Here is a 20462-nt window from a genome sequence, read left to right as displayed (position 1 = left end):
GGGCGCCGCCACCGGCTTTTCCATGTCCGCGAACGAGGCTTGAGGTCCCCTTGACTTGACCATGGACGGTCACGATTCTGGCGCTTGTTCGCTTCTGCGGCATCGCGCCACAACCGTGGCAGACAACTGCAAGGGGGGCTCATGCGACGAAGTGTGGGACGAAGAACGGAACAGACGGGACGAAGAGCGAGATCGATCCTCGCTGTCGGAGCGCTTGTTCTGGGAGTGGGAGGCGCCGCACTGGCGCCCGTCGCCCATGCGGACAACGGCCCGGCGAAGGACAGCCCAGGCGCGGACGCCGTCAAGGTGTTCCGCGCCGACGTGTCGAAGGAGCAGATACCGCTGCTCCTCCAGGCCGGCCAGGACGGCCACGAACTCGGCGAGCAGGCGCCCGACAAGGGCACGTCGAAGGTCGAGGTCTACCTCACCGACAAGCAGGCCGACGGCCTTCGTAAGAAGGGCGTCGAGCTCACCGAGCACAAGCTGACCGCCAGGGCCACGGCCCGCGTCGAGGCCGCCGGCGACGGGGTCTTCCGCCCGTACAGCGGCAAGGGCGGCCTCCAGGAGGAGGTCCTGCGCACCGCCCAGGAGCATCCCGACCTCACCAAGGTCGTCTCCATCGGCAAGACGCTCCAGGGCCAGGACATCCTCGCGCTCAAGCTCAGCAAGGGTGCCAAGAAGGTCAAGGACGGCGCGAAGCCGTCGGTGCTCTACATGTCGAACCAGCACGCGCGCGAGTGGATCACCCCGGAGATGACCCGCCGCCTGATGCACCACTACGTGGACAACTACTCCAAGGACGCGCGCGTCAAGAAGCTCGTCGACTCCACGGAGATGTGGTTCGTCCTCTCCGCCAACCCCGACGGCTACGACTGGACGTTCAAGGACGCGGCCAACCGCCAGTGGCGCAAGAACATGCGCGACAACAACGGCGACGGCAAGTACACCACCGGCGACGGCGTCGACCTCAACCGCAACTTCGCCTACAAGTGGGGCTACGACGACGAGGGTTCGTCACCCGAACCCGCCAACCAGACCTACCGCGGCGCGAGCCCGAACTCCGAGCCGGAGACCAAGGCCCTCGACGCCTTCGAGAAGCGCGTCGGCTTCGACTACGCCATCAACTACCACTCCGCCGCCGAACTGTTGCTCTACGGAGTGGGCTGGCAGGTCGCCACGCCGACCCCGGACGACGTGCTCTACAAGGCGCTCGCCGGTACCCCGGAGAAGTCCGCGATCCCCGGCTACCACCCGCAGGTCTCCTCGGAGCTGTACACGACGAACGGCGAGGCCGACGGGCACGCAGGCAACGTCAACGGCATCTCGATGTTCACGCCCGAGATGAGCACCTGCCAGACCGCGTCGAACGTGGACCCCAACGACGCCTGGAAGCCCGGCGACTGCGCGTCGGTCTTCACCTTCCCGGACGACGAGAAGCTCATCCAGGCCGAGTTCGAGAAGAACATCCCCTTCGCGATGTCGGTCGCCGAGACCGCCTCGCACCCGGACCAGCCGTCGTCCTCGGTCGGCATGGAGGCGCCCGACTTCACCCCGGCGAAGTTCACGACTTCGTACGCCCGCGGTGGTGACCAGGAAGTCTCCGTGATCGCGCGGAAGTCCGTGTCCGGCAAGGAGCTGAACTACCGCGTCAATGGCGGCCGTTCGCACGATGAGGAATTGCGCGCCTGGAAGGGCGGCGAGACCTACGGGGGCGACGACAATCTGCACTTCGACGCCTATCGGGCGAAGGTCGAGGGCGCCGATGTCGGTGACAAGGTAGAGGTGTGGTTCACGGGACGGACGAAATCCGGAAAGCGCACAAGTAGCGAGCACTTCACCTACACCGTCGCCGCACGCGACAAGGGCGACACTCTTGTCGTCGCGGAGAACGACGCCGCAGGTGTGCAAACAGCCGCCTACGTAGCCGCGCTCAAGGCCGCGGGCCGCTCCCCGGTCGTCTGGAACGTCGCGAAGCAGGGCGCTCCCGACCCCCTCGCCGTCCTCGGCCACTTCAAGGCGGTCGTCCACTACACGAGCGCCGACCGTCCCGGCCTCGCCACCCAACTCGCCGTACGCGACTACCTGAACGAGGGTGGCAAGCTCGTCGAGGCCGGCGAGAAGGCGGGCGGCTCCGTCGACATCGGTGACACCACGACGAACGACTTCAGCCAGTACTACCTGGGCGCCTACTCGCGCACGGCCGCCCCGGTGGCGACCCGCTTCGACGGTTCCGGCGCCCTCGACGGCGTCGCCGCGTCCCTCGGCGACGCCCCCGGCAACCCGCTGAACGGCGCGGGCCTTTACGAGGCGACCTCCGCCACGCTGCCGCGGTTCACCAGCGCGGGAGCGGGCGAGTACGAAGGCGCGGGCATGGCGGCCGCCGTCCACACGGACGACGCGTACAAGCGCCTGACCCGCACCATCGACCTCTCCGGGGTCACCGCGGCCCAGCAACCGTCCCTGCGGATGCAGCTCCTGTGGGACACCGAACCGGGCTACGACCACGTACTCCTGGAGGCGCACACGACCGGTGCGGAGGACTGGACGACCCTGCCCGACAGGGACGGCCTGACCTCGAACAAGGTGCCCACGGAGTGCGAGGCCGGGTTCTTCATCCAGGACCACCCGGCGCTCGAGCGCTACCTGACGCCGGACGGCGCCGCCTGCGGCAACACCGGGACCTCCGGCCAGTGGAACAGCCTCACCGGCTCCTCGGACGACTGGAAGACGGTCACGTACGACCTGAGCGCCTACGCCGGCAAGTCCGTCGAGGTCTCCCTGAGTTACGTGAGCGACCCCGGCACCGGAGGCGAGGGCGTGCGCGCCGACAACGCCTCCGTCGTCATCGGGGGGCAGGCCACCGACACCGAGGGCTTCGAGACGTCCCTGGGCGTCTGGAAGGTCCCCGGGCCGCCCGCGGGCAGCCCGCCCGCAGTGAAGGACTGGGCGCTCGCCAAGGACCTGTTCACGACCTACGGGGCGATCAGCACTCCGGACACGGTGCTCCTCCGATTCGGTCTGGAACACGTCACCACGACGACCGATCGAAATGCGCTCATCAGAAAGGCCCTGCGCTCAATTAGCGACTGATCGGGTCTGAATTACCCGCGAAATACACGGCGACCCGTACGTTACTCACGAGTACGGGTCGCTGTGTCCTGCATGGAGTCGCTCGATGTCACCCCGAGCGCTTATGGGAGGTAGGGTCGGAGGCGGTCGGGGACATCCCAAATAAATCTCGCCGGCGTCGATACTCCGGCGTACCAACGAGGAGATCGGTTCGTGACGATCCGCGTAGGCATCAACGGCTTTGGCCGCATCGGTCGCAATTATTTCCGCGCCCTTCTTGACCAGGGTGCAGACATCGAGATCGTGGCTGTCAACGACCTGGGTGACACCGCGACCACCGCACACCTTCTGAAGTACGACACCATCCTGGGCCGACTCAAGGCCGAGGTGTCGCACACGGAGGACACCATCACGGTCGACGGTCACACCATCAAGGTGCTGTCCGAGCGCAACCCCGCCGACATTCCGTGGGGCCAGCTGGGCGTCGATATCGTGATCGAGTCCACGGGCATCTTCACGAAGAAGGCGGACGCCGAGAAGCACATCGCCGGCGGCGCCAAGAAGGTCCTCATCTCGGCTCCGGCCAAGGACGAGGACATCACGATCGTGATGGGCGTCAACCAGGACAAGTACGACGCGGCCAACCACCACGTCATCTCGAACGCCTCCTGCACCACCAACTGTGTGGCGCCGATGGCCAAGGTTCTCGACGAGAACTTCGGCATCGTCAAGGGCCTGATGACGACGGTCCACGCGTACACGAACGACCAGCGCATCCTGGACTTCCCGCACAGCGACCTGCGTCGCGCGCGTGCCGCCGCCGAGAACATCATCCCGACCACGACGGGTGCCGCCAAGGCCACCGCCCTGGTCCTGCCGCAGCTCAAGGGCAAGCTCGACGGCATCGCGATGCGCGTCCCGGTCCCGACCGGCTCGGCCACCGACCTGGTCGTCGATCTGCAGCGTGAGGTCACCAAGGACGAGGTCAACGCCGCGTTCAAGAAGGCCGCCGACGACGGCGACCTCAAGGGCATCCTGTACTACACCGAGGACCCGATCGTGTCCTCGGACATCGTGAGCGACCCGGCCTCCTGCACCTTCGACTCCTCCCTGACGATGGTCCAGGAGGGCAAGACGGTGAAGATCCTCGGCTGGTACGACAACGAGTGGGGCTACTCCAACCGCCTCGTCGACCTCACGGTCTTCGTCGGCGGTCAGCTCTGAGACCTCTAAGGTTCTAGAGCAGCAAGGCACTTAGATGTGAGCGAAGGGCCCGGACCCGCGCGAGGCCGCGCGACAGTCCGGGCCCTTCGCGCGTCAGCCTCAAGGCCCGCCCTTCTCAAGAATGTGCACGACCAGCCCTCTCAAGGAGCCCATCCATGAAGACGATTGAGGAACTTCTCGCCGAAGGGGTCGACGGGAAGCGGGTGTTCGTCCGCGCCGACCTCAACGTGCCGCTGGCCGACGGCCTCATCACCGACGACGGCCGCATCCGCGCCGTCCTGCCCACCGTGCAGGCCCTGGCCGCCGCGGGCGCCAAGGTGATCGTGGCCTCCCACCTGGGTCGCCCCAAGGGCGCCCCGGACCCGCAGTTCTCCCTGCTGCCCGCCGCCGAGCGCCTCGGCGAGCTGCTGGGCAAGCCGGTCGCGTTCGCCCAGGACACGGTCGGCCCCGCCGCCAACGAGGCCGTGGACGGCCTTGAGCCCGGCCAGGTCGCCGTCATCGAGAACCTGCGCTTCAACGCCGGCGAGACGAGCAAGGACGACGCCGAGCGCGGCGACTTCGCCGAGCAGCTCGCCAACCTCGCCGACATCTACGTAGGCGACGGTTTCGGCGCGGTGCACCGCAAGCACGCCTCCGTGTACGACCTTCCGAAGCGGCTGCCGCACTACGCCGGCTACCTCATCGCCACCGAGGTCGGCGTCCTGAAGAAGCTCACCGACGACGTCAAGCGCCCCTACGTGGTCGCGCTCGGCGGCGCCAAGGTCTCCGACAAGCTGGCCGTCATCGACCAGCTCCTCGGCAGGGCCGACCGCCTCCTCATCGGCGGTGGCATGGCGTACACCTTCCTCAAGGCCAAGGGCTACGAGGTCGGCATCTCGCTCCTCCAGGAGGACCAGCTCCCGGTCGTCACCGAGTACATGGAGCGCGCCGAGAAGAACGGCGTGGAGCTCGTGCTCCCGGTCGACGTCCTGGTCTCCGGCGAGTTCCCGGACCTCAAGGGCAAGACCCCGGCCAACCCCTCGACCGTCGCCGCGGACGCCATCCCGGCCGACCAGGAGGGCCTGGACATCGGCCCGGAGACCCGCAAGCTGTACGCCTCGAAGCTCGCCGACGCCGAGACCGTGTTCTGGAACGGCCCGATGGGCGTCTTCGAGCACCCCGACTACGCCGAGGGCACCAAGGCGGTCGCCCAGGCCCTCATCGACGCTCCCGGCTTCACCGTGGTGGGCGGCGGAGACTCCGCCGCGGCGGTCCGTACCCTGGGCTTCGACGAGAAGGCATTCGGCCACATCTCGACCGGCGGTGGCGCCTCCCTCGAGTACCTCGAGGGCAAGACGCTGCCCGGTCTCGCCGCACTGGAGGACTGACCCCGCATGACTGCTCCCGTACAGGGCCGCACGCCGCTGATGGCGGGCAACTGGAAGATGAACCTCAACCACCTCGAGGCCATCGCGCACGTCCAGAAGCTCGCCTTCGCTCTCGCGGACAAGGACTACGACGCCGTCGAGGTCGCCGTTCTGCCGCCGTTCACCGACCTGCGCTCCGTGCAGACGCTGGTCGACGGCGACAAGCTGAAGATCAAGTACGGTGCCCAGGACCTCTCGGCGCACGACTCCGGCGCGTACACCGGTGAGATCTCCGGCCCGATGCTCGCCAAGCTCAAGTGCACCTTCGTGGCGATCGGCCACTCGGAGCGCCGGCAGTACCACGACGAGACCGACGAGATCGTCAACGGCAAGGTGAAGGCCGCGTACAAGCACGGCCTGACGCCGATCCTGTGTGTCGGTGAGGAGCTGGACGTCCGCGAGGCGGGCGACCACGTCTCCCACACGCTCGGCCAGGTCGAGGGCGGCCTCAAGGACCTGTCCGCCGAGCAGGCCGAGACCATCGTCATCGCCTACGAGCCGGTGTGGGCCATCGGCACCGGCAAGGTGTGCGGCGCCGACGACGCGCAGGAGGTCTGCGCGGCCATCCGTGGCAAGCTCGCCGAGCTGTACTCGCAGGACGTCGCCGACAAGGTCCGCATCCAGTACGGCGGCTCGGTGAAGTCCGGCAACGTCGCGGAGATCATGGGCAAGCCGGACATCGACGGCGCGCTGATCGGTGGCGCCTCGCTGGACGCCGACGAGTTCGTCAAGATCGTCCGCTTCCACGAGCAGTGACACGAGCAGCGAGTAGGCGCTAGCCGCCATACGTCGTACCCTGGCGGGGCCGAGGCTCTTGCCGAGCTTCGGCCCCGTCGTCCAAAAGTTCCGAGGAAGTTGGTCCAGCCGTGGTTATGGGGTTCTCGATCGCCCTGATCGTCTTCAGCCTGCTGCTGATGCTCCTTGTGCTGATGCACAAGGGAAAGGGCGGCGGCCTCTCCGACATGTTCGGTGGCGGCATGCAGTCCTCTGTCGGTGGCTCCTCGGTCGCCGAGCGGAACCTCGACCGGATCACGATCGTGATCGGTCTCCTGTGGTTCGCGTGCATCGTGGTGCTCGGCATTCTGATGAAGATCAACAGCTGATATTCGGGACCGGTCCCTGGGGCCGGCCCGCCACAACCGCATATCTCCCACGTAAAGCCCCATGTTCGGTACGCGCTCAACAACGCGGCCTATCATGGGGCTTGCGTCTGGGGAGAGAGGTAACTCCAAGCACTGGACGCGCGTTGGGCCTTACGTAGACTGAGGCGCTCCGCGGCGAAGCGCGAACGCCGACGCGTTTCGCGGCACCATGACGCAGGGAGTTACGACCGTGGCAAGTGGCAACGCGATCCGAGGAAGTCGGGTCGGGGCGGGGCCGATGGGCGAGGCCGAGCGCGGCGAGTCCGCGCCGCGCCTGCGCATCTCCTTCTGGTGCTCGAACGGGCACGAGACGCAGCCGAGCTTCGCCTCCGACGCGCAGGTGCCGGAGACCTGGGACTGTCCGCGCTGCGGCTTCCCCGCCGGGCAGGACCGGGACAACCCGCCGGACCCACCGCGTACGGAGCCGTACAAGACGCATCTGGCCTACGTGCGGGAGCGGCGCAGCGATGCGGACGGCGAGGCGATCCTCGCCGAGGCGCTCGCGAAACTGCGGGGCGAGATCTGACCCACCGAAAGGGCCGGGCACCAAGGTGCCCGGCCCTTTCTCGTACCTCTTTCGTGTGGCTACGGAAAGGCCCGATTCACCCTGATCAATTAGGTTGGGGAGCAGCAGCGGGCACCGTACGTACGCAGGTACGAGAGAAGGCTGAAGTTCGAGATGAACGCGTCCGACAAGCAGACAGCACTCACCCAGACGCCCGAATGGCAGGCGCTCGCCAAGCACCGGGAGCAGCTGGGCGCCGTACAGCTGCGGGAGTTGTTCGAGGCCGATCCCGCGCGCGGGTCCGGCTGGGCGCTGCGGGTCGGTGACCTGCACGTCGACTACTCCAAGCACCTGGTCACCGACGAGACGCTGCGGCTGCTGCGCGAGCTGGCCGTCGCGACCGACGTGTTCGGCCTGCGCGACGCCATGTTCCGCGGCGAGAAGATCAACACGACCGAGGACCGGGCCGTCCTGCACACCGCGCTGCGTGCGCCGCGCGACGCGGTGATCGAGGTCGACGGCGAGAACGTGGTGCCGGGCGTGCACGCCGTGCTCGACAAGATGGCCGCATTCGCCGACCGGGTCAGGTCGGGGGAGTGGACCGGGCACACCGGCAAGCGGATCAGGAACGTCGTCAACATCGGCATCGGCGGCTCCGACCTCGGCCCCGCGATGGCGTACGAGGTGCTGCGCTCCTTCGCCGACCGCGAGCTCACCGTCCGCTTCGTGTCGAACGTCGACGGGGCCGACCTGCACGAGGCCGTACGGGACCTGGACCCGGCCGAGACGCTGTTCGTCATCGCCTCGAAGACCTTCACCACCATCGAGACCATCACCAACGCGACGTCCGCGCGCGACTGGCTGCTCACCGGGCTGAGGGCCAGTCAGGAAGCCGTCGCCAAGCACTTCGTGGCGCTTTCGACGAACGCCGAGAAGGTGTCGGAGTTCGGCATCGACACGGCCAACATGTTCGAGTTCTGGGACTGGGTCGGCGGCCGCTATTCGTATGACTCCGCGATCGGCCTGTCGCTGATGATCGCGATCGGCCCGGCCGCCTTCCGCGAGATGCTCGACGGGTTCCACCTCGTCGACGAGCACTTCCGCACCGCGCCCGCCGAGTCCAACGTCCCTTTGTTGATGGGCCTGTTGGGAATCTGGTACGGAAACTTCCACGACGCCCAGTCGCACGCCGTGCTGCCGTACTCGCACTACCTCTCCAAGTTCACGGCGTACCTCCAGCAGCTCGACATGGAGTCGAACGGCAAGTACGTGCAGCGCAGCGGCGAGGAGGTCCGGTGGCAGACCGGCCCCGTGGTGTGGGGCACGCCGGGCACGAACGGGCAGCACGCCTACTACCAACTCATCCACCAGGGCACGAAGTTGATCCCGGCGGACTTCATCGGATTCGCCGAACCCGTCGCCGATCTGCTGCCGGGGCTCGTCGGCCAGCACGATCTCCTCATGGCCAACTTCTTCGCGCAGACCCAGGCGCTGGCGTTCGGCAAGACGCCGGACGAGGTGCGCGCCGAGGGCGTGCCCGAGGAGCTGGTGCCGCACAAGACGTTCAAGGGCAACCACCCGACGACCACGATCCTCTCGAAGGACCTCACGCCGTCCGTGCTCGGGCAGTTGGTCGCCCTCTACGAACACAAGGTGTTCGTGCAGGGCGCCGTCTGGAACATCGACTCCTTCGACCAGTGGGGCGTCGAGCTCGGCAAGGTGCTCGCCAAGCGCGTCGAACCGGCGCTCACCGAGGGTGCGGAGGTGCCGGGGCTCGACACGTCGACCCAGGCGCTGGTCGCCAAGTACCGGGAGCTGCGGGGGCGTTAATACTTATTGGGGTGCGCAAAGTCCTCCCGGCACGTGAGACTGCCGGTTCGTGATCCAGCCGGGAGGCACCCTGTGGACCAGCTCATGTCGGCGCTCGCCGACCCCGAACGACTCAGGCTGTACGCGCGCATCGTCCTCGACGACCTGCCACCACGGGAGGAGGACTCCCCGGCGGCCCGCCGACATCTGGGCCGGCTGATCGGCGCGGGGCTCGTCGAGCGGTGCGAGGACGGGTCGCTGCGGGCGGGGCCCGAGGTGTTCCGCAGGCACCGGACACCGGAGCCCGCCACGGGCGTCCCGCGCCACCTCACCGGGTTCTTCGCGCGCGGCCGGCTCACGGCCATACCGGTGCGCCCGGCCGTCCGCCACGAACTCCTCGTGCATCTCACGGACACCCTCTTCGAGGCCGACCGCACGTACAGCGAGCGCGAGGTCAACGCGGCGCTGCGCACCGTCCACGACGACACGGCCGCGCTGCGCCGCCACTGCGTCACCGACGGCCTGCTCGTCCGGGAGAAGGACGGGTCGGACTACCGGATGCCTCAGCACGCCTGAGGCCCCACTTCTTAAAGAAGTGGGGCCTCAAGCGCTACGCGTCTACGTATGCCGCGTATGCCGCACTACGCGACGGCCGGCGGATACAGCTCCGGCGGCAGTTGCGACGCCGCGGCCGCGTCCAGCAGCCACAGCGTGCGGGAGCGGCCGTACGCGCCCGCGGCCGGGGCCTGGATCTCGCCCGCGCCGGACAGCGCGATCGCGGCGGCCTTCGCCTTGTCCTCGCCCGCGGCCAGCAGCCACACCTCGCGCGCGGCCCGGATCGCCGGGAGCGTGAGCGTGGTGCGGGTGGGCGGGGGCTTGGGGGCGCCGTGCACGCCGACGACCGTGCGCTCCGTCTCGCGGACCGCCGGGAGCTCCGGGAAGAGCGACGCGACGTGTGTGTCCGGGCCGACGCCGAGCATCAGGACGTCGAAGGTCGGCACGGGGCCGTGGTCCTCGGGTCCCGCGGCATTGGCGAGCTCGGCCGCGTACGCCTCGGCCGCGGCGTCCGCCTCGAAGAGACCGTCCGACGCGGGCATGGGGTGCACGCGCGCGGGGTCGAGCGGCACCGCATCGAGCAGGGCCTCCTTCGCCTGCGTGTAGTTGCGCTCGGGGTCGCCGTCCGGCAGGAAACGCTCGTCGCCCCACCAGAGGTCGAGGCGGCCCCAGTCGACGGCGTCCCTGGCGGGGGCCGCGTGCAGCGCGGCCAGCAGGCCGTTGCCGTTGCGGCCGCCCGTCAGGACGACGGAGGCGGAGCCGCGGGCGGACTGGGCGTCGACGATCTTGGTGATCAGCCGGGCCGCGGCCGCCTGCGCCATCAGCTCCTTGTCGCGGTGGACGACGAGTTGGGGTGCTGCACTCACTTGTCTGCACTCATTTGTCTGCGCTCACTTCGTCGTTGCCTTCTTGGCCGGAGCCTTTTTGGCAGGGGCCTTCTTGGCCGGTGCCTTCTTCGCGGCCGCCTTCTGGGCGGGCGCCGCCGCGGGAGCGGCCGAGGCTGCCGACGACACCGGCTCCGGCACCGTCTTCTGGTCCTCGGGCTCGCCCAGCCGGTCGACACCGAACCGCAGCGCGGCCGCGTACGTGTCGTCCGGGTCGAGCCGGCGCAGCTCCTCCGCGATCAGCTCGGACGTCTCGCGGCGCTTGAGCGCGACCGCGCGGTCCGGCTGGCCCTGGATGGAGAGCGTGGCGAGGGTGCCGTCGGCCCGGTCGAGGACGATCGGGCCGCAGGTGGACTCCAGGCGTACGCCGGTCAGGCCAGGGCCCGCCGACAGGCTGCGCCGCACCGGGACGTCAAGACGGCCCGCGAGCCACATGGCCAGCAGCTCGCAGCTCGGGTTGAACTCCTCGCCCTCGACCTCGACCGAGGTGACGTCGCAGGCCACCTGGTCGAGCGCGGCGGCCAGCATCGAGCGCCACGGCGTGATCCGGGTCCACGACAGATCCGTGTCCCCGGGGGCGTAGGACTCGGCCCTGGCCTCCAGTTCGTGAACCGGCTGCTCGGCCGCGTACGTGTCCGTGACGCGGCGCTGGGCCAGCGCGCCGAGGGGGTCGTTCGCGGGGTCGAGCGGCGCGTCCACCGGCCACCAGACGACCGTCGGGGCGTCGGGGAGCAGCAGCGGCAGCACGACCGACTGGGCGTGGTTGATCACCTCGCCGTACAGGCGCAGGACGACGGTCTCGCCGGTGCCCGCGTCCGCCCCGACCCGCACCTCGGCGTCGAGCCGGGACTTCGTACGGTCGCGGGGGGAGCGCGAGACGCGCTTGATGACCACGAGGGTGCGCGAGGGGTGCTCGCGCGAGGCCTCGTTGGCGGCCTTCAGGGCGTCGTAGGCGTTCTCCTCGTCGGTGACGATGACGAGGGTCAGCACCATGCCGACGGCGGGTGTGCCGATGGCGCGGCGGCCCTTGACGAGCGCCTTGTTGATCTTGCTGGAGGTGGTGTCCGTAAGGTCGATCTTCATGGCCGGCGCCAGCTCCGTCCGTCTCGTGCGAGCATTTCGTCCGCCTCGGCGGGCCCCCACGTGCCGGACGGGTACTGGGCGGGCTTGCCGTGCGTGTCCCAGTAGTTCTCGATCGGGTCGAGGATGTTCCAGGACAGCTCGACCTCCTCCGTGCGCGGGAAGAGGTTGGCGTCGCCCAGCAGGACGTCCAGGATGAGCCGTTCGTACGCCTCGGGGCTCGACTCCGTGAAGGACTCGCCGTACGCGAAGTCCATCGACACGTCCCGGATCTCCATCGACGTGCCCGGCACCTTCGAGCCGAAGCGGACCGTGATGCCCTCGTCCGGCTGGACGCGGATCACGATCGCGTTCTGCCCCAGCTCCTCCGTCGCCGTGTGGTCGAAGGGGGAGTGCGGCGCCCGCTGGAAGACGACGGCGATCTCGGTGACCCGCCGCCCGAGACGCTTGCCCGTACGCAGGTAGAAGGGCACGCCCGCCCAGCGGCGGTTGTCCACCTCCAGCTTGATGGCCGCGTACGTGTCGGTCTTCGACTTGGGGTCGATGCCGTCTTCCTGGAGGTAGCCGACGGCCTTCTCGCCGCCCTGCCACCCGGCCGCGTACTGCGCGAACACCGTGTCGCGGCCGATGTCCTTCGTCAGCTTCACCGCGCCGAGCACCTTGGCCTTCTCGGCGACGAGCGCGTCCGCGTCGAAGGAGGCGGGCTCCTCCATGGCGGTCAGCGCCATCAGCTGGAGGAGGTGGTTCTGGATGACGTCGCGTGCGGCGCCGATGCCGTCGTAGTAGCCGGCGCGGCCGCCGATGCCGATGTCCTCGGCCATCGTGATCTGGATGTGGTCGACGTACGACCGGTTCCAGATCGGCTCGAACATCTGGTTGGCGAAGCGGAGCGCCAGGATGTTCTGGACGGTCTCCTTGCCGAGGTAGTGGTCGATCCGGAACACCTGGTCCGGGTCGAACACCTCGTGCACGATCGCGTTCAGGTCCTTGGCGGAGGCGAGGTCGTGGCCGAAGGGCTTCTCGATGACGGCACGCCGCCAGGAGCCCTCGGGCGCGTCCGCGAGGCCGTGCTTCTTCAGCTGCTGGACCACGTTCGGGAAGAACTTGGGCGGTACCGAGAGGTAGAACGCGAAGTTGCCGCCCGTGCCCTGCGACTTGTCCAGGTCGTTGATGGTCGCCTTGAGCTGCTCGAACGCGTCGTCGTCGTCGAAGTTGCCCTGGACGAAGCGCATGCCCTGGATGAGCTGCTGCCAGACCTCTTCGCGGAACGGCGTGCGCGCGTGCTGCTTGACCGCGTCGTGCACTTCCTGCGCGAAGTCCTCGTCCTGCCACTCGCGACGGGCGAACCCGATGAGCGAGAAGCCGGGCGGGAGCAGACCCCGGTTCGCGAGGTCGTAAACGGCGGGCATCAGCTTCTTACGTGACAAATCGCCCGTAACGCCGAAAATCACCAGGCCCGACGGCCCCGCGATGCGCGGGAGCCGTCGGTCGGCGGCGTCACGGAGCGGATTGCTGTTCGCTCCGTGTGCGGTCAAGGGATCAGCCCTCCGAGGGGGCGAGGCGCTTGAGCTCCGCCTCGGTCGACTTCAGCAGGTCGTTCCAGGCCGCCTCGAACTTCTCGACGCCCTCGTCCTCCAGGAGCTGCACGACCTCGTCGTACGAGATCCCCAGCTTCTCGACGGCCTCGATCTCCTTGCGGGACTGGTCGTACGTGCCCGCGATCGTGTTGCCGGTGATCTGGCCGTGGTCGGCCGTCGCCTCCAAGGTGCCCTCCGGCATGGTGTTCACCGTGCCGGGAGCGACCAGGTCGTCGACGTACAGGGTGTCCTTGTACGCCTTGTCCTTGACGCCCGTCGAGGCCCACAGCGGACGCTGCTTGTTGGCCTGCGCCTTGTCGAGCGCGGCCCAGCGGTCGCTGCCGAAGACCTCTTCGTACGCCTCGTAGGCGAGCCGGGCGTTGGCGAGGCCGGCCTTGCCGCGCGCCGCCTTCGCGTCGTCCGTGCCGAGAGCGTCGATCCGCTTGTCGATCTCGGCGTCCACGCGGGACACGAAGAACGAGGCGACCGAGTGGATCGTCGACAGGTCGAGGCCCTTGGCCTTGGCCTTCTCCAGGCCGGCGAGGTAGGCGTCCATGACCTCGCGGTAGCGCTCGAGCGAGAAGATCAGCGTGACGTTGACGCTGATGCCGTTGCCGATCGTCTCGGTGATCGCGGGCAGGCCCGCCTTGGTCGCCGGGATCTTGATCAGCGTGTTCGGCCGGTCCACCAGCCATGCCAGCTGCCGGGCCTCGGCGACCGTCGCCTTGGTGTTGTGCGCCAGGCGCGGGTCGACCTCGATCGACACGCGGCCGTCCTGGCCGCCCGTCGAGTCGAAGACCGGGCGCAGGATGTCGGCGGCGTCGCGGACGTCCGCCGTCGTGATCATGCGGATGGCCTCTTCGACGGTGACCTTGCGGGCGGCGAGGTCGGCGAGCTGCTGCTCGTAACCGTCACCGCTGGAGATCGCCTTCTGGAAGATCGAGGGGTTGGTGGTGACGCCCACGACGTGCTGCTCGTCGATCAGTTCGGCGAGGTTGCCGGACGTGATCCGCTTGCGCGACAGGTCGTCCAGCCAGATCGCGACGCCTTCCTCGGAGAGGCGCTTGAGTGCGTCTGTCATGGAAAATGCATCTCCTACGTGTCGTGTATGGGCGTCAGCGCTGGGCCGCGGCGAGAGATTCCTTGGCCTTGGCGACCACGTTCTCCGCAGTGAAGCCGAACTCCTTGAAGAGGACCTTGCCGTCCGCGGACGCGCCGAAGTGCTCCAGCGAAACGATGCGTCCGGCGTCCCCGACGAAGCGGTGCCAGGTCAGACCGATCCCGGCCTCGACGGCGACACGCGCCTTCACGGCGGGCGGCAGGACGCTGTCCCGGTACCCCTGCTCCTGCCCGTCGAACCACTCGACACACGGCATCGAGACGACGCGGGTGGCGATGCCCTCGGACTCCAACTGCTCACGGGCCTCGACGGCCAGGTGCACCTCGGAGCCGGTGGCGATCAGGATCAGGTCCGGCGTCGCCTTGGAGGCCTCGGCCAGGACGTAGCCGCCCTTGGCGGTGTCCTCGTTGGCGTCGTACGTCGGCACGCCCTGACGGGTCAGCGACAGGCCGTGCGGGTGCGAGACGCCGTACTCCTTCTTGCCGCGCCTGAGGATCTCGCGCCAGGCGATCGCCGTCTCGTTGGCGTCCGCCGGGCGGACGACGTTGAGGCCGGGGATGGCGCGCAGCGAGGCGAGGTGCTCGACCGGCTGGTGCGTCGGGCCGTCCTCACCGAGACCGACGGAGTCGTGCGTCCACACGTAGGTGACGGGCAGCGACATCAGCGCGGACAGGCGCACGGCGTTGCGCATGTAGTCGGAGAACACCAGGAAGGTGCCGCCGTAGATGCGCGTGTGGCCGTGCAGCGCGATGCCGTTCATCTCCGCGGCCATGGAGTGCTCACGGATACCGAAGTGGATCGTGCGGCCGTACGGGTCGGCCTCCGGCAGCGGGTTGCCCTTCGGCAGGAACGACGACGTCTTGTCGATCGTCGTGTTGTTCGAGCCGGCGAGGTCGGCGGAACCGCCCCACAGCTCGGGGATCACACCGCCGAGCGCCTGCAGCACCTTGCCGGAGGCGGCACGGGTGGCGACGCCCTTGCCGGTCTCGAAGACGGGGAGCTTCTCCTCCCAGCCGGCCGGCAGCTCGCCCGCGTTGATGCGGTCGAACTCGGCGGCCCGCTCGGGGTTGGCGGAGCGCCACTCGGCGAACTGCTTGTCCCACTCGGCCTTGGCCTGCGCGCCGCGCTCCAGGGCGCCGCGCGTGTGGCCGATGACCTCGTCGGAGACGTCGAAGGACTTCTCCGGGTCGAAGCCGAGGACGCGCTTGGTGGCGGCCACCTCGTCGTCGCCGAGCGCCGAGCCGTGCGCGGCCTCGGTGTTCTGCGCGTTCGGGGCGGGCCAGGCGATGATCGAGCGCATCGCGATGAACGACGGCTTGTCCGTCACGGCCTTCGCGGCCTCGATGGCGTGGTAGATCGCCTCGTGGTCCAGGTCGCCGTCCGCCTTCGGGGCCACGCGCTGGACGTGCCAGCCGTACGCCTCGTAGCGCTTGCAGGTGTCCTCGGAGACCGCGGTCTCGGTGTCACCCTCGATCGAGATGTGGTTGTCGTCCCACAGCAGGACCAGATTGCCGAGCTGCTGGTGACCGGCCATGGAGGAGGCCTCCGCGGAGATGCCCTCCTGGAGGCAGCCGTCACCGGCGATCGCGTAGATGTAGTGGTCGAACGGGCTCTCCCCGGCAGCGGCCTCGGGGTCGAACAGGCCGCGCTCGTAGCGGGCGGCCATGGCCATGCCCACCGCGTTGGCGACACCCTGGCCCAGCGGGCCCGTGGTGGTCTCCACGCCGGTGGTGTGCCCGTACTCCGGGTGGCCCGGCGTCTGGGAGCCCCAGGTGCGGAACGCCTTCAGATCGTCCAGCTCCAGGCCGAAACCGGCCAGGTACAGCTGGATGTAGAGGGTCAGGGACGAGTGCCCCGCGGACAGGACGAAACGGTCCCGCCCGACCCAGTCGGCGTCCGCCGGGTCGTGCCGCATCACCTTCTGGAAGAGGGTGTACGCGGCCGGGGCCAGGCTCATCGCCGTACCGGGATGGCCGTTGCCGACCTTCTGTACGGCGTCGGCGGCCAGGACGCGAGCGGTGTCAACGGCCCGCTGGTCCACATCGGTCCACTCGAAGTCTGTGGTGGTCGGCTTGGTGCTCACCCTGAGTCAGGGCTCCTCTCCACATGTCTCATGCCGGTGACGTCTGTCACCAGCCGTTGTCGAGCCTACCCTCGCTGGAACGTGCTTTTTTTCGAGTCATTCCAGACTGCCGGGAGTCTGTCGGATCCGCCTCCTGACGCGGATCGACGCGCTTTCGACACGTGAATACGCAGCCGCTCAGATGGGGGCTCATCCGTGACCGGAATTGCTCATCCGGACGGGCCTCCAAAGAGGGGTGCGAAGGGGCGTTACGGCATGCGGGCCAACACGACCCACCCCCACGAAGGGCTGGGTATGGGCAACGTCTAGAGTGGCGTGGTACGCGCGAGCCTTTACCGGGACTTCACATCAAGTGGTCCGCAACGGGGGCTCGCTGGAGTCTCTGTCAGGGGTGTGCGTGACGGCCGTCGAATCCCGTCCAGCGGGAGCGCTGACAAACAGCAGTCGGGGCCAGCGGCCGTTCGGGGCCCGCATCAAGGCGTTCGTGGCGCTGACCAAGCCGCGAATCATCGAACTGCTCCTCATCACCACCGTTCCGGTGATGTTCCTTGCCGAACAGGGTGTGCCCGACCTCTGGCTCGTGCTGATCACCTGCGTCGGCGGTTACCTGTCGGCGGGCGGTGCCAACGCCCTGAACATGTGGTACGACCGCGACATCGACGCCCTCATGGAGCGCACGTCGCAGCGTCCGCTGGTCACCGGCATGGTCAGTCCCAACGAGTGCCTGGCCTTCGGCATCGCCCTCGCGGTGATCTCGACGCTGCTGTTCGGCTTCGCGGTGAACTGGCTGTCGGCCTGGCTCTCCCTGGGCGCGCTGCTCTTCTATGTAGTCGTCTACACGATGATCCTGAAGCGTCGTACGGCGCAGAACATCGTGTGGGGCGGCATCGCGGGCTGCCTGCCCGTCCTCATCGGCTGGTCTTCGGTCACGAACTCCATGTCGTGGGCGCCGGTCATCCTCTTCGGGGTCATGTTCTTCTGGACGCCGCCGCACTACTGGCCGCTCTCCATGAAGGTGAAGGACGACTACGCGCGCGCGGGCGTGCCGATGCTTCCGGTCCTCGCCTCCAACAAGGTCGTGGCCAAGCAGATCGTCGCCTACAGCTGGGTGATGGTCGCGGTGTCGCTGCTGCTCCAGCCGCTCGGCTACACGGGCTGGTTCTACACGGCGGTCGCGCTGCTCGCCGGCGGGTTCTGGCTGTGGGAGGCGCACGGTCTGCAGAGCCGCGCCAAGGCCGAGGTCTCGGGCGTGAAGCTCAAGGAGATGCGGCTGTTCCACTGGTCCATCACCTATGTGTCGCTGGTGTTCGTGGCGATCGCGGTGGACCCCTTCTTGCGCTGACCGCTCTCTTCGTTCTTCTGTAGTGGGGTACGTGGCCCAGGCCACGTACCCCACTTGTCGCTTGCCGGGCTACTCGTCGGTAGCATCCTGTCCATGGCAGAGACTCAAGCGGTTGAGGCGCCCCGCGGGGCGGCCAAGGACGAGCGTCGCGCGGCCAAGCTGGCCAAGGAGATCGGCGTGTTCGCCAAGGCGCACGGTGGCGTCGAGGGACAGCTCGCGTACATCGGGGAGCACGGCACGCGCATCGTGCTCGTCGGCGAGGACGGCGGCTGGGGAGACCTGGTGGCCCGCACGTACGAGATCGCGCAGAAGGCCGTCGAGAAGGCGGGCATCACCGTCCACGAGGACTTCGACGGCGATTTCGCGGCCAAGGTCGAGACGGGACCGTACGAATGGAAGCGGATGGCGGGCATCCAGCTCGGCGGTTGAATTTCGAGCAACACCAGGCGCCCTTTCACCCGTTAGGACTGTAGAAGCACGGTCCATATACGGGGAGCCCGGATGATCGAAACGCCGTCCCTCGTGGATCAGTACTGCCATGGGGTGCTGCGTACGGAGCTGGGCCTCGGCACGTTCGAGGCCCACCTCGGCCGGGGCGAGGGGCCGCCCGCTCCCGGCACCACCTTCTTCGACACCCAGACCGGGTTCGCGGTGCGCCGCTGGTGCCCGCCGCTGCTCGGTCTTGAGCCGCACTGTCCGCCCGCCCGCTATCTGGCCAGGCGCCGCGAACTGGGCGTCGTCGAGGCGGGGCGCAGGCTGCTGCGCGGCAGCGGCATCACCACGTATCTCGTGGACACGGGTCTCGCCGACGATCTGACCGGGCCCGCCGAGCTGGCCTCCGCAGCCCAGAGCGAGGCCCACGAGATCGTCCGCCTCGAACTCCTCGCGGAGCAGGTCGCGGACACCTCCGGGACCGTCGACTCCTTCCTCGCGAACCTCGCCGAATCGGTGCACGCCGCGGCCTCAGGCGCGGTCGCCTTCACCTCGGTCGCCGGCGTGCGCCACGGGCTCGCGCTCGACCCGCAGCCGCCGGGACCCGGCGAGGTGCGCGGCGCGGCGGGGCGGTGGCTGGCGGGGCGGCAGGTCGGCGGCGCCCTCACGGACCCCGTGCTGCTGCGGCACCTGCTGTGGATCGCGATCGCCTCGGGGCGCCCGCTGCAACTGCGCTGCGGAACCATCGACCAGGCCGTCCACACGGACCCGGTGTCGCTCGTCGAGTTCGCCCGCGCCACGGCGGGGCTCGGCACGGACGTGGTGCTGCTGCACGGCTACCCGTACCACCGCCACGCGGCGCATCTGGCGGGCGTCTTCCCGCACGTCTACGCGGACCTGGGGCCCGCGCTCGCCCGTACGGGGACGCGGGCGGCGGGGCTGCTCGCGGAGTTCCTGGAGCTGGCGCCGTTCGGAAAGCTGCTGTTCTCGACCGGCGCGCGGGGGCTGCCCGAGCTGCACGTGGTGGGCGCGCGGCTGTTCCGGCAGGCGCTCGGGCGGGTGCTCGGGGAGTGGGTCGCCGACGGGGCGTGGTCGCTGAGCGACGCGCAGCGGGTGGCGGGGATGATCGCGGCGGGGACGGCGCGGCGGGTGTACGGGCTCGGGGGCGCCTGAGCGTTCCCCGAGCGCGTAGGACTCCTCGTCAGACCGCCGAGAGTTCCTGATCCGTCTGCGAGGGCAGGTCCGGTTCCGCCACCGGGCGTTCGCGCAGCGCGAGGACCACGCGCAGTACGCCGATCCACACCAGCGCCGAGCCCAGCATGTGCAGGCCGACCAGGACCTCCGGCAGGTCCGTGAAGTACTGGACGTAGCCGATGACCCCCTGCGCGAGCAGGATCAGGAACAGGTCGCGGGTGCGGTGCAGCGGGCCCTTGGGGGCGTCGACCGCCTTCAGGACGAACCAGAGCGCGAAGGTCAGCGTCACGACGATCCAGGCCAGGACCGCGTGCACCTTGGAGACCGTCTCCCAGTCCAGCGGCATCCGGTGGACGTCGCTGGAGTCGCCCGCGTGCGGGCCCGCGCCGGTCACCACCGTGCCGACGAGGATCAGCAGCGCCGCCGCCGCGACCAGGGCCCAGACCAGCTGCTTGATGGCCTTGCCGACCAGCGGGCGCGGCTCGCCGTCGCCCTCGCGGGTGCGCTGCCACATCACGACGGCGACCGTGAGCAGGGCGGTGGTCAGGACGAAGTGGGCGGCCACCGTGTACGGGTTGAGGCCGACCAGGACGACGATGCCGCCCAGCACGGCGTTGCCCATCACGATCCAGAACTGGGCCCAGCCGAGCCGGGTCACCGTGCGCCGCCACGGCTTCTGCGAGCGGGCGGCGATGATCGCCCAGCCGACCGCGGCGCACAGCACGTAGGTGAGCATGCGGTTGCCGAACTCGATGGCTCCGTGGAAGCCCATCTCGCTCGTCGCGGTCAGCGACTGGTCGGTGCACTTGGGCCAGGTCGGGCAGCCGAGGCCCGAGCCGGTCAGGCGCACGGCGCCGCCGGTGCAGACGATGAGCACCGTCATGACGACGGCGGACATGGCCGCGCGCTGGACGGTCCGCTGCGCGGGAGTCCAGTACTCGGCGATGAAGGCGAGCGGATTGCGCAGCGCCCGCGCGGCGTCGGTGGGGGTCAGCTTTGGCACGGGCCCATCGTAGGCGGCCGCTTGTGCACGGCTTCAC

Annotated in this window: 17 protein-coding genes; 11 read left to right on the top strand and 6 right to left on the bottom strand. The window is 68.8% G+C overall.

Features of this window, described 5'->3' with window-relative positions; all coding sequences use genetic code 11:
• The first annotated feature begins 141 nt into the window (after nucleotides 1-141).
• From OKJ99_RS27470 to OKJ99_RS27435, 8 genes are all read left to right on the top strand, one after another.
• A complete protein-coding gene (locus tag OKJ99_RS27470) occupies nucleotides 142-3090 on the top strand; it encodes a M14 family metallopeptidase (protein ID WP_326020317.1) in 2949 nt (982 codons plus the stop codon).
• Nucleotides 3091-3282: 192 nt separating this feature from the next.
• On the top strand, nucleotides 3283-4293 hold the full coding sequence (gene gap / locus OKJ99_RS27465; RefSeq protein WP_326020316.1) for a type I glyceraldehyde-3-phosphate dehydrogenase: 1011 nt from the start codon (nucleotides 3283-3285) through the stop codon (nucleotides 4291-4293).
• A 155-nt stretch (nucleotides 4294-4448) separates the two neighbouring features.
• Entirely contained in the window at nucleotides 4449-5660 is a 1212-nt protein-coding gene (locus tag OKJ99_RS27460) for a phosphoglycerate kinase (protein ID WP_326020314.1), read from the top strand.
• A gap of 6 nt (nucleotides 5661-5666) precedes the next feature.
• The gene (gene tpiA / locus OKJ99_RS27455) at nucleotides 5667-6455 is read left to right on the top strand and encodes a triose-phosphate isomerase (protein WP_326020313.1); all 789 of its coding nucleotides are present in this window, start codon (nucleotides 5667-5669) and stop codon (nucleotides 6453-6455) included.
• Between the two features lie 116 nt (nucleotides 6456-6571).
• Complete coding sequence (gene secG / locus OKJ99_RS27450) at nucleotides 6572-6802, top strand: preprotein translocase subunit SecG (protein ID WP_326020312.1); 231 nt, start codon at nucleotides 6572-6574, stop codon at nucleotides 6800-6802.
• A gap of 229 nt (nucleotides 6803-7031) precedes the next feature.
• A complete protein-coding gene (locus OKJ99_RS27445) occupies nucleotides 7032-7367 on the top strand; it encodes an RNA polymerase-binding protein RbpA (RefSeq protein ID WP_003976875.1) in 336 nt (111 codons plus the stop codon).
• 153 nt (nucleotides 7368-7520) lie between these two features.
• Nucleotides 7521-9176: a glucose-6-phosphate isomerase gene (gene pgi, locus OKJ99_RS27440; protein ID WP_326020310.1), complete on the top strand. Its 1656-nt coding sequence runs from the start codon at nucleotides 7521-7523 to the stop codon at nucleotides 9174-9176.
• Between the two features lie 342 nt (nucleotides 9177-9518).
• Entirely contained in the window at nucleotides 9519-9731 is a 213-nt protein-coding gene (locus tag OKJ99_RS27435) for a DUF2087 domain-containing protein (protein ID WP_326020349.1), read from the top strand.
• A 65-nt stretch (nucleotides 9732-9796) separates the two neighbouring features.
• Here OKJ99_RS27435 and pgl read toward each other — a convergent pair whose 3' ends face one another.
• The 5 genes from pgl to tkt are packed head-to-tail and all read right to left on the bottom strand — an operon-like array spanning nucleotide 9797 to nucleotide 16454.
• Nucleotides 9797-10576 (bottom strand): 6-phosphogluconolactonase, encoded by a 780-nt coding sequence (pgl, locus tag OKJ99_RS27430; RefSeq protein WP_326020309.1) that lies wholly within the window; start codon nucleotides 10574-10576, stop codon nucleotides 9797-9799.
• A gap of 24 nt (nucleotides 10577-10600) precedes the next feature.
• Nucleotides 10601-11677: a glucose-6-phosphate dehydrogenase assembly protein OpcA gene (gene opcA, locus OKJ99_RS27425; protein WP_326020307.1), complete on the bottom strand. Its 1077-nt coding sequence runs from the start codon at nucleotides 11675-11677 to the stop codon at nucleotides 10601-10603.
• Nucleotides 11674-13209: a glucose-6-phosphate dehydrogenase gene (gene zwf, locus OKJ99_RS27420; RefSeq protein WP_326020306.1), complete on the bottom strand. Its 1536-nt coding sequence runs from the start codon at nucleotides 13207-13209 to the stop codon at nucleotides 11674-11676. Before zwf ends, opcA begins: the two co-directional genes overlap by 4 nt.
• Before the next feature lie 4 nt (nucleotides 13210-13213).
• Nucleotides 13214-14332 carry a transaldolase gene (gene tal / locus OKJ99_RS27415; protein WP_326020304.1) on the bottom strand — a complete coding sequence of 373 codons (1119 nt, stop codon included), beginning with the start codon at nucleotides 14330-14332 and terminating at the stop codon, nucleotides 13214-13216.
• Between the two features lie 34 nt (nucleotides 14333-14366).
• On the bottom strand, nucleotides 14367-16454 hold the full coding sequence (gene tkt, locus OKJ99_RS27410; RefSeq protein ID WP_326020303.1) for a transketolase: 2088 nt from the start codon (nucleotides 16452-16454) through the stop codon (nucleotides 14367-14369).
• A 391-nt stretch (nucleotides 16455-16845) separates the two neighbouring features.
• Between tkt and OKJ99_RS27405 the strand changes: the two genes are divergently transcribed.
• From OKJ99_RS27405 to OKJ99_RS27395, 3 genes are all read left to right on the top strand, one after another.
• The gene (locus OKJ99_RS27405; RefSeq protein ID WP_326020348.1) at nucleotides 16846-17796 is read left to right on the top strand and encodes a heme o synthase; all 951 of its coding nucleotides are present in this window, start codon (nucleotides 16846-16848) and stop codon (nucleotides 17794-17796) included.
• 93 nt (nucleotides 17797-17889) lie between these two features.
• Nucleotides 17890-18225, top strand: coding sequence for a hypothetical protein (locus OKJ99_RS27400; RefSeq protein ID WP_326020301.1), 336 nt, complete (start codon nucleotides 17890-17892; stop codon nucleotides 18223-18225).
• A gap of 72 nt (nucleotides 18226-18297) precedes the next feature.
• Complete coding sequence (locus OKJ99_RS27395) at nucleotides 18298-19401, top strand: amidohydrolase family protein (protein WP_326020299.1); 1104 nt, start codon at nucleotides 18298-18300, stop codon at nucleotides 19399-19401.
• Nucleotides 19402-19429: 28 nt separating this feature from the next.
• Here the strand turns inward: OKJ99_RS27395 and OKJ99_RS27390 are convergent, their stop codons facing one another.
• Nucleotides 19430-20425, bottom strand: coding sequence for a COX15/CtaA family protein (locus tag OKJ99_RS27390; RefSeq protein ID WP_326020298.1), 996 nt, complete (start codon nucleotides 20423-20425; stop codon nucleotides 19430-19432).
• Between the last annotated feature and the right edge of the window lie 37 nt (nucleotides 20426-20462).

The sequence above is a fragment of the Streptomyces endophyticus genome (genome assembly GCF_035798155.1).
GTDB classification, from domain to species: domain Bacteria; phylum Actinomycetota; class Actinomycetes; order Streptomycetales; family Streptomycetaceae; genus Streptomyces; species Streptomyces endophyticus.
Note: the sequence above shows the minus strand (reverse complement) of the source record. Positions and strands in the feature narration are given on the sequence as shown.